General features: G+C 41.6%; 1 protein-coding gene and 1 pseudogene. One reads left to right on the top strand and one right to left on the bottom strand.

Features of this window, described 5'->3' with window-relative positions:
• Positions 1 to 144: 144 nt before the first annotated feature.
• Positions 145 to 6,846 carry an LPXTG-anchored adhesin/beta-galactosidase BgaA gene (gene bgaA / locus HT693_RS09925; RefSeq protein WP_172925148.1) on the top strand — a complete coding sequence of 2,234 codons (6,702 nt, stop codon included), beginning with the start codon at positions 145 to 147 and terminating at the stop codon, positions 6,844 to 6,846.
• 247 nt (positions 6,847 to 7,093) lie between these two features.
• On the opposite strand, the pseudogene HT693_RS09920 reads toward bgaA, so the two are convergent.
• A pseudogene (locus HT693_RS09920) lies at positions 7,094 to 8,103 on the bottom strand (transposase).
• Positions 8,104 to 8,175: the final 72 nt, after the last annotated feature.

Below are 8,175 nucleotides of genomic sequence, written 5' to 3'. Positions count from 1 at the left end.
CATACATACGGCAAGGCGACGCTGACGAAGTTTGAATTGGATTTTCACAGAGTGTAAATTGTTGAAACTAGGTTGTCATACAATGTATACCACTTGGGCTTTGGCAGTAGCTAACTGCACTAAATATAATATAAGGAGGGTTTTATGGGGAAAGGCCATTGGAATCGGAAAAGAGTTTATAGCATTCGTAAGTTTGCTGTGGGAGCTTGCTCAGTAATGATTGGGACTTGTGCAGTTCTATTAGGAGGAAATATAGCTGGAGAATCTGTAGTTTATGCGGATGAAACACTTATTACTCATACTGCTGAGAAACCTAAAGAGGAAAAAACGATAGTAGAAGAAAAGGCTGATAAAGCTTTGGAAACTAAAAATGTAGTTGAAAGGACAGAACAAAGTGAATCTAGTTCAACTGAGGCTATTGCATCTGAGAAGAAAGAAGATGAAGCCGTAACTCCAAAAGAGGAAAAAGTGTCTGCTAAACCGGAAGAAAAAGCTCCAAGGATAGAATCACAAGCTTCAAGTCAAGAAAAACCGCTTAGGGAAGATGCTAAAGCTGTAACAAATGAAGAAGTGAATCAAATGATTGAAGACAGGAAAGTGGATTTTAATCAAAATTGGCACTTTAAACTCAATGCAAATTCTAAGGAAGTCATTAAACCGGATGCAGATGTATCTACGTGGAAAAAATTGGATTTACCGTATGACTGGAGTATTTTTAACGATTTCGATCATGAATCTCCTGCACAAAATGAAGGTGGACAGCTTAACGGTGGGGAAGCTTGGTATCGCAAGACTTTCAAACTAGATGAAAAAGACCTCAAGAAAAATGTTCGCCTTACTTTTGATGGCGTCTACATGGATTCTCAAGTTTATGTCAATGGTCAGTTAGTGGGGCATTATCCAAATGGTTATAACCAATTTTCATATGATATCACTAACTATTTGAACAAAGATGGTCGTGAGAATGTGATTGCTGTCCATGCAGTCAACAAACAGCCAAGTAGCCGTTGGTATTCAGGAAGTGGTATCTATCGTGATGTGACTTTACAAGTGACAGATAAGGTGCATGTTGAGAAAAATGGGACAACTATTTTAACACCAAAACTTGAAGAACAACAACATGGCAAGGTTGAAACTCATGTGACCAGCAAAATCGTCAATACGGACGACAAAGACCATGAACTTGTAGCAGAATATCAAATCGTTGAACGTGGTGGTCAGGCTGTGACAGGTCTAGTACGTACAGAGAGCCGTACCTTAAAAGTACATGAATCAACAAGCCTAGATGCGATTTTAGAAGTTGAAAGACCAAAACTCTGGACCGTTTTAAATGACAAACCTGCCTTGTACGAATTGATTACGCGTGTTTACCGTGACGGTCAATTGGTTGATGCTAAGAAGGATTTGTTTGGTTACCGTTACTATCACTGGACTCCAAATGAAGGTTTCTCTTTGAATGGTGAACGTATTAAATTCCATGGAGTATCCTTGCACCACGACCATGGGGCGCTTGGAGCAGAAGAAAACTATAAAGCAGAATACCGTCGTCTCAAACAAATGAAGGAGATGGGAGTTAACTCCATCCGTACAACCCACAACCCTGCTAGTGAGCAAACCTTGCAAATCGCAGCAGAACTAGGTTTACTCGTTCAGGAAGAGGCCTTTGATACTTGGTATGGTGGCAAGAAACCTTATGACTATGGACGTTTCTTTGAAAAAGATGCCACTCACCCAGAAGCTCGAAAAGGTGAAAAATGGTCTGATTTTGACCTACGTACCATGGTCGAAAGAGGCAAAAACAACCCTGCTATCTTCATGTGGTCAATTGGTAATGAAATAGGTGAAGCTAATGGTGATGCCCACTCTTTAGCAACTGTTAAACGTTTGGTCAAGGTTATCAAGGATGTTGATAAGACTCGCTATGTTACCATGGGAGCAGATAAATTCCGTTTCGGTAATGGTAGCGGAGGGCATGAGAAAATTGCTGATGAACTCGATGCTGTTGGATTTAACTATTCTGAAGATAATTACAAAGCCCTTAGAGCTAAGCATCCAAAATGGTTGATTTATGGATCAGAAACATCTTCAGCTACCCGTACACGTGGAAGTTACTATCGCCCTGAACGTGAATTGAAACATAGCAATGGACCTGAGCGTCATTATGAACAGTCTGACTATGGGAATGATCGTGTGGGTTGGGGGAAAACAGCAACCGCTTCATGGACTTTTGACCGTGACAACGCTGGCTATGCTGGACAGTTTATCTGGACAGGTACGGACTATATTGGTGAACCTACACCATGGCACAACCAAAATCAAACTCCTGTTAAGAGCTCTTACTTTGGTATCGTAGATACAGCCGGCATTCCAAAACATGACTTCTATCTCTACCAAAGCCAATGGGTTTCTGTTAAGAAGAAACCGATGGTACACCTTCTTCCTCACTGGAACTGGGAAAACAAAGAATTAGCATCCAAAGTAGCTGACTCAGAAGGTAAGATTCCAGTTCGTGCTTATTCGAATGCTTCTAGTGTAGAATTGTTCTTGAATGGAAAATCTCTTGGTCTTAAGACCTTCAACAAAAAACAAACCAGCGATGGTCGTACCTACCAAGAAGGTGCGAATGCTAAGGAACTCTATCTTGAGTGGAAGGTTGCTTACCAACCAGGTACCTTGGAAGCTGTAGCTCGCGATGAAGCTGGAAAAGAAATTGCACGTGACAAGATTACCACTGCAGGGCAACCAGCAGGAGTTCGCCTCGTCAAGGAAGAACACGCCATCGCCGCAGATGGAAAAGACTTGACTTACATCTACTACGAAATCGTAGACAGTGAAGGAAATGTTGTACCAACTGCCAATAATTTGGTTCGTTTCCAATTGCATGGACAAGGTCAACTAGTCGGTGTCGATAATGGGGAACAAGCCAGCCGAGAACGCTATAAGGCGCAAGCAGATGGTTCATGGATCCGTAGAGCCTTTAACGGTAAAGGGGTTGCCATCGTTAAATCAACTGAACAAGCAGGTAAATTCACTCTGACTGCCCACTCAGACCTCTTGAAATCGGACCAAGTTACCGTCTTTACTGGTAAGAAAGAAGGACAAGAGAAGACTGTTTTGGGGACAGAAGTAGCAAGAGTTCGTACATTAATTGGTAAAGAACCAAAAATGCCGAAAACAGTAGGTTTTGTATACAGCGACGGTAGTCGTGAAAAACTTCCAGTAACTTGGTCTCAAGTCGATGTTAGTCAAGCAGGAGTTGTGACTGTTAAAGGTACAGCAAATGGACGTGAGGTAGAGGCTCATGTCGAGGTTCTAGCAATTGCGAAAGAATTACCAACAGTTAAACGTATTGCTCCAAATACTAACTTGAATTCTGTAGACAAATCTGTTTCCTATGTTTTGACTGATGGAAGTGTACAAGAGTATGAAGTGGACAAGTGGGAGATTGCCGAAGAAGATAAAGTTAAGTTAGCAATTCCAGGTTCTCGTATTCAAGCGACCGGTTATTTAGAAGGTCAACCAATTCATGCAACCCTTGTGGTAGAAGAAGGAAATGCTGCAGCACCTGTAGTGCCAACTGTTACTGTTGGAGGTGAGGCAGTAACAGGTCTTACTAGTCGACAACCAATGCAATATCGTACTCTATCTTATGGTGCCCAACTGCCAGAAGTCACAGCAAGTGCTGAAAATGCTGATGTGACAGTTCTTCAAGCAAGCGCAGCAAACGGCATGCGTGCGAGCATCTTTATTCAGCCTAAAGATGGTGGCCCTCTTCAAACCTATGCAATTCAATTCCTTGAAGAAGCACCAAAAATTGCTCACTTGAGCTTGCAAGTGGAAAAAGCTGACAGTCTCAAAGAAGACCAAACTGTCAAATTGTCGGTTCGAGCTCACTATCAAGATGGAACGCAAGCTGTATTACCAGCTGATAAAGTAACCTTCTCTACAAGTGGTGAAGGGGAAGTCGCAATTCGTAAAGGAATGCTTGAGTTACATAAGCCAGGAGCAGTCACTCTCAAAGCGGAATATGAGGGAGCTAAAGGCCAAGTTGATCTCACTATCCAGGCCAATACTGAGAAGAAGATTGCGCAATCTATCCGTCCAGTAAATGTAGTGACAGATTTACACCAAGAACCTACTCTTCCGTCAACAGTAACGGTTGAGTATGACAAAGGTTTCCCTAAAGCTCACAAAGTCACTTGGCAAGCTATTCCGAAAGAAAAACTAGACTCCTATCAAACCTTTGAAGTACTAGGTAAAGTTGAAGGAATTGACCTTGAAGCGCGTGCAAGAGTCTCTGTAGAAGGTATCGTTTCAGTTGAAGAAGTCAGTGTGACAACTCCAATCGCAGAAGCACCACAATTACCAGAAAGCGTTCGGACATATGATTCAAATGGTCACGTTTCATCAGCTAAGGTTGCATGGGATGCGATTCGTCCAGAGCAATACGCTAAGGAAGGTGTCTTTACAGTTAATGGTCGCTTAGAAGGTACGCGATTAACAACTAAACTTCATGTTCGCGTATCTGCTCAAACTGAGCAAGGTGTAAACATTTCTGACCAATGGACCGGTTCAGAATTGCCACTTGCCTTTGCTTCAGATTCAAATCCAAGCGACCCAGTTTCAAATGTTAATGACAAGCTCATTTCCTACAATAACCAACCAGCCAATCGTTGGACAAACTGGAATCGTAGTAATCCAGAAGCTTCAGTCGGTGTTCTGTTTGGAGATTCAGGTATCTTGAGCAAACGCTCCGTTGATAATCTAAGTGTCGGATTCCACGAAGACCATGGAGTTGGTGCACCGAAGTCTTATGTGATTGAGTATTATGTTGGTAAGACTGTCCCAACAGCTCCTAAAAACCCTAGTTTTGTTGGTAATGAGGACCATGTCTTTAATAATTCTGCCAACTGGAAACCAGTTACTAATCTAAAAGCCCCTGCTCAACTCAAGGCTGGAGAAATGAACCACTTTAGCTTTGATAAAGTTGAAACCTATGCTGTTCGTATTCGCATGGTTAAAGCAGATAACAAGCGTGGAACGTCTATCACAGAGGTACAAATCTTTGCGAAACAAGTTGCGGCAGCCAAACAAGGACAAACAAGAATCCAAGTTGACGGCAAAGACTTAGCAAACTTCAACCCTGATTTGACAGACTACTACCTTGAGTCTGTAGATGGAAAAGTTACGGCAGTCACAGCAAGTGTTAGCAACAATGGCCTCGCTACCGTCGTTCCAAGCGTTCGTGAAGGTGAGCCAGTTCGTGTCATCGCGAAAGCTGAAAATGGCGACATCTTAGGAGAATACCGTCTGCACTTCACTAAGGATAAGAACTTACTTTCTTATAAACCAGTTGCTGCGGTTAAACAAGCTCGCTTGGTACAAGTAGGTCAAGCACTTGAATTGCCGACTAAGGTTCCAGTTTACTTCACAGGTAAAGATGGCTACGAAACAAAAGACTTGTCAGTTGAATGGGAAGAAGTTCCAGCAGAAAATCTGACAAAAGCAGGTCAATTTACCGTTCGAGGCCATGTTCTTGGTAGTGATCTTGTTGCTGAGTTCACTGTACGAGTGACAGACAAGCTAGGCGAAGCTCTTTCAGATAACCCAGAGTATGATGAAAACAGTAACCAGGCCTTTGCTTCAGCCACTAACGATATTGATAGAAGCTCCCATGACCGTGTGGATTATCTCAATGACGGAGATCATTCAGAAAATCGTCGTTGGACAAACTGGTCTGCAAGACCGTCTACCAATCCAGAAGTATCAGCAGGCGTAATCTTCCGTGAAAATGGTAAGATTGTAGAACGGACTGTTGCACAAGGAAAAGTTCAGTTCTTTGTAGATAGTGGTACAGATGCACCATCTAAACTTGTTTTGGAACGTTATGTCGGCCCAGACTTTGAAGTGCCTATCTACTATTCAAACTACCAAGCCTACGAATCTGGACATCCATTTAACAATCCAGAAAATTGGGAAGCTGTGCCTTATCGTGCGGATAAAGACATTGCAGCTGGTGATGAAATCAACGTAACATTTAAAGCTATCAAAGCCAAAGCTATGAGATGGCGTATGGAGCGTAAAGCAGATAAGAGCGGTGTTGCGATGATTGAGCTGACCTTCCTTGCACCAAGCGAATTGCCTCAAGAAAGCACTCAATCGAAGATTCTTGTAGATGGAAAAGAACTTGCTGATTTCGCTGAAGATCGTCAAGACTACCAAATCACCTATAAAGGTCAACGGCCAAAAGTCTCAGTTGAAGAAAACAATCAAGTAGCTTCGACTGTGGTAGATAGTGGAGAAGATAGTCTTCCAGTACTTGTTCGCCTCGTTTCAGAAAGTGGAAAACAAGTCAAGGAATACCGTATCCAGTTGACTAAGGAAAAACCAGTTTCTGAGAAGACAGTTGCTGCTGTACAAGAAGATTTTCCAAAACTCGAATTTGTTGAAAAAGATTTGGCATACAAGACAGTTGAGAAAAAAGATTCAACACTGTATCTAGGTGAAACTCGTGTAGAACAAGAAGGAAAAACTGGTAAAGAACGTATCTTTACAGCGATTAATCCTGATGGAAGTAAGGAAGAAAAACTCCGTGAAGTGGTAGAAGCTCCGACAGACCGCATCATCTTGGTTGGAACCAAACCAGTAGCTCAAGAAGCTAAAAAACCACAAGTGTCAGAAAAAGCAGATACAAAACCAATTGATTCAAGTGAAGCTAGTCAAACTAATAAAGCCCAGTTACCAAATACAGGTAGTGCGGCAAGCCAAGCAGCAGTAGCAGCAGGTTTAGCTCTTCTAGGTTTGAGTGCAGGATTAGTAGTTACTAAAGGTAAAAAAGAAGACTAGAAATTTTGATACCTTCTTTATCATTAAAGACCAAAGAAAAACTCTTGTCCTAAATAGAAGATAAAGAGCCTGAGACAAAATAGTTCTCAACCACAAAAAAGCTAGATATTTCCAATTGCGGAACTCTAGCTTTTTAATTTTGAGTCGTTCTCTTATTGTATAGTAGATTGAAACTAGAATAGTACACTTCTACTTCTAAAACATTGTTAGAAATCAATTTGACTGTCCTTATCGATTTGTCCTGTTCTTATTTCATTTCACTATGTTTTAGGAGGTTATTGGCCATAAGTACCAATCCCATGTCAATTCTCACTTGACGCATCCCTCTCAGATTACATCTCTTGTAACCCAAACAAGCCTTTATCTGCCCAAAGACAGGTTCCACATCAATCTTGCGTTGAGCGAAAATCTGTCTACCTTGGGGAGATAAAAGCGCCTGACATTCTTTAACTTTCAAGTTTTGATAGCCTTCGTTCATATACAGTCCCTTTTGAGGGGCTGATTCAGGTTCGTCGGCGTAGTAAACCTTGATTTCCTGTTGCAAGTCTGTCTGTGTTTTCTGATGTTTGATATGGTGAAAACGATAGCACCAGCCATCAGGATGTGTGTAGCTATCCTCCTTGTTATCATAGTGCCAATTCGCTAAGTTTCTAGCTGACTGTTTATACCCTCTCTTTTGTTCCTTGTCAAACATGGCATATTTAATCAGAAGGGGAGTGATTTCTTCTTGAAAATAGACCTGTATCTGTTCTTGAAGTTTGGCGGAGAATTTCTCTGTCGTTTTCTTCCACACAAAACTATACTTGTTGGCATTGGCTTCAATCTTAGTTCCGTCAATAAACAGACAATCTACAGACAATCTAAGGTCACTAACTCTTCCATTTTTAAACGAAGATTGAGGTCGATGAAAAGATCACGAATAAGGTCTTCCATCCCTTCAGCGACTCGAAAACGATTGATGGTGCGATAGCTGACAACCAACTGCCCTGTTAGGTATTGCATAGCCAGATTTTCAATCATCATTTTTTCAATTTTTCGCCCAGAGAAAATCCCTTGTGAATAGGCAAATAGAAGAGCAGATACAAGCATTTTTGGGTGATAAGACGGGCGACCAAAGGCATGATAGAAGGCGTGGAAGTGATAATCCTCCAAGGTATTCACCACTTTTTCAATAGTAAAGACGAGATGGTCTTGTGGCAAGAAGGAACTGATTTCTAGTGGTAAAGTTGTTTGATTTGTGTTATAGTGAATATGCATGGGATAGCCTTTCTAAATGGTTTATTAAGCAATTCTATTTTACCAAGACTATCGCAACCATGCAAAAAAGCA

Origin of the sequence: Streptococcus sp. 2154 (assembly GCF_013277255.1) — a bacterium.
Lineage (GTDB): Bacteria > Bacillota > Bacilli > Lactobacillales > Streptococcaceae > Streptococcus > Streptococcus pseudopneumoniae.
This window is presented reverse-complemented; position numbering and strand designations above follow the sequence as displayed.